Annotated in this window: 2 protein-coding genes; one reads left to right on the top strand and one right to left on the bottom strand. The window is 73.1% G+C overall.

What is annotated here, in order from left to right; translation table 11 throughout:
* The first annotated feature begins 6 nt into the window (after positions 1 to 6).
* A complete protein-coding gene (locus D180_RS10665) occupies positions 7 to 1,536 on the top strand; it encodes a carboxylesterase family protein (RefSeq protein ID WP_232760436.1) in 1,530 nt (509 codons plus the stop codon).
* 183 nt (positions 1,537 to 1,719) lie between these two features.
* On the opposite strand, the gene D180_RS10670 is transcribed toward D180_RS10665, so the two are convergent.
* Positions 1,720 to 2,517 (bottom strand): GGDEF domain-containing protein (locus D180_RS10670; RefSeq protein ID WP_017912783.1); only part of this gene is annotated, 798 nt, incomplete at its 5' end.

Raw genomic sequence — 2,517 nt, forward strand, 5'->3', positions numbered from 1 at the left:
GGCGCGCTGCCCGGTCTGGCGCCGGCCTCGGTGCCGATGCGGGCGGCGCCGCTGGCGCGCACCCGCAGCGGCCGCATCCGTGGCGTGCGTGAGCAGGGCGTGTGCGTGTTCAAGGGCATTCCCTACGGCGCCGACACCGCGCCGCGACGCTTCCAGCCGGCGCTGCAGGAACGGCCCTGGCACGGCGTGCGCGACTGCGGCGCCTATGGTGCGTCGGCGCCGCAGCGCGGGTCCGGGCCGGTCAGCGAGGACTGCCTGTTCCTCAACGTCTGGACCCCGGGCCTGCGCGACGGTGCGAAGCGTCCGATCCTGTTCTACATCCACGGCGGCGCCTACAACAACGGCTCCGGCAGCGACCCGCTGTACGACGGCGTGCGCCTGTGCCAGCGCGGCGACGTGGTGGTGGTCAGCGTCAATCACCGCCTCAACGCCTTCGGCTATCTGTACCTGGCGCCGTTTGGGGGCGACGCCTATGCCGCCTCCGGCAACGTCGGCCAGCTCGACCTGGTGCAGGCGCTGCAGTGGGTGCGCGCGCACGCGGCCGAGTTCGGCGGCGATGCCGGCAACGTCACCGTGTTCGGCCAGTCCGGCGGCGGCGCCAAGATCGCCACGCTGATGGCGATGCCGGCCGCGCAGGGGCTGTTCCACCGCGCCTGGACCATGAGCGGGCAACAGGTCACCGCCGCCGGGCCACGTGCCGCCAGCCAGCGCGCGCAGTTGCTGCTGCAGGCCCTGCAGTTGGGGCCAGCGCAACTGGACGCGCTGCGCACGCTGCCGCTGCAGCGCGTGCTCGAGGCCACGCGCATCCGCGATCCATCGCGCGCGGAGGACACCGCGCTGTACCTGGGCCCGGTGCTGGATGCGCAGGTGCTGCACCGGCATCCGTTCTGGCCGGACGCGCCGCCGCAGTCGGCGCGCATCCCGATGGTGATCGGCAACACCCACGACGAGACCCGCGCCTTCCTCGGCCACGATCCGGCCAACTTCGCGCTGACCTGGGACGCGCTGCCGGCCAAGCTGGCGCAGGAGCAGTACGTGGACCTGTCGCCGCAGGTGGTGATCGCCGAGTACCGACGGCTGTATCCGCACTACACGCCGAGCGAGGTGTTCTTCGCCGCCACCACCGCCGGCCGCTCCTGGCGCGGCGCGGTCGAGGAAGCCGAGGCGCGCGCGCGGCAGGGCGCGCCGACCTGGGTCTACCAGCTCGACTGGGGCTCGCCGCTGGACGGCGGCAAGTTCGGCGCCTTCCACACCCTGGACATCCCGCTGGTGTTCGACAACATCCGCCAGCCCGGATCGCGCACCGGCGACGGCGCCGACGCGCAGCGCATGGCCGATGCGATGAGCACAGCGCTGCTGGCCTTCGCCCGCCACGGCGATCCCAACCACGCCGGCCTGCCGCGCTGGGAACCGTATTCGCTGGCCCAGCGCGAAACCCTGCTGTTCGACACCGACAGCCGCCTGGCGCACGATCCGCGCGGCGGCGAGCGCCGGCTCTACGCGCAGGTGCCGTTCGTGCAGCGGGGGACGTTCTGAGGCGGTGCCACGATCGCCGCGCGCGGCGCGCGTGGCCGTGACGAAACACCCGTGCGCGCCTGTCGAAAGCAGAGGCGCGCTTCCCGGGTCGGTTGGTGTGCTGCGTCGGGACTGAAGTCCCTCCCACAATGGCGGCCGCTGCGGCGGCGTCGGTCGCGAGGGCTGGTGCGCTGGATCACCACGCTACCAGCCCGTGTCCTCGGCCAGCACCACGCGGTTGCCGACGGCGCGCGCGGAATCCAGCAATGCCTCGGCCCGTTGCATCAGCGTGGCCGGCGTGTCCTCCGGCGTGGCCAGCAGCGCACCGACGCTCACCGTCAACGGCTGTGCATCCGCCGCATCCTGCGCGATTGCCATCACCTCGACCATGTCGCGCAGCGCCGGCGCCACCTGGCGCAGGTGCGTGCCGCTGGCGTCGTACAGCACCAGCGCGAAGCGGTCGGCGCCGATGCGCATGGCCACGTCCAGCGGCCGCAGCAGGCATTGCATGGCCTCGGCCACCTCCAGCACCGCGCGGTCGGCGGCGCCGGCGCCGCTGCGCTGGTTCAGTGCGGCGAAGCCGTCGAGTTCGACCAGGATCAGCGCCAGCCCGCGCTGCAGGCGCCCGCGCTCGGCCAGCGCCACCGCCAGGTGTTCGTCGAAGCGGCGGCGGTCGCCCAGGCCGGTGAGCGCGTCGCGCAAGGCCTCGTCGTCGCGTACCCGCCGCTGCAGGAAGCCTTCGCGGCGCGAGTGTTCGCGCAGGTAGCCGCCGGCCGCACCGACCGGCACCGCGGTCCACAGCAGCCACTGCAGGCGCAGGTAGGCATCGTGTGCCGCGCCCTCCAGCAGCAGATGGCCGGCCACGGCGCTGATCGCGCACAGCAGCAGCGCCACCGCCACGCTCTGCCACAACGCCATGCCCAACGGGAAGAAGCCGGCCACGATCACCAGGGTCATCACCGCCGCCGCATAGCGCAGTTCCGGCGGCGGGTAGCCGATGCT

The organism is Xanthomonas sp. SHU 166, from assembly GCF_000364685.1.
Classification (GTDB): domain Bacteria; phylum Pseudomonadota; class Gammaproteobacteria; order Xanthomonadales; family Xanthomonadaceae; genus Xanthomonas_A; species Xanthomonas_A sontii.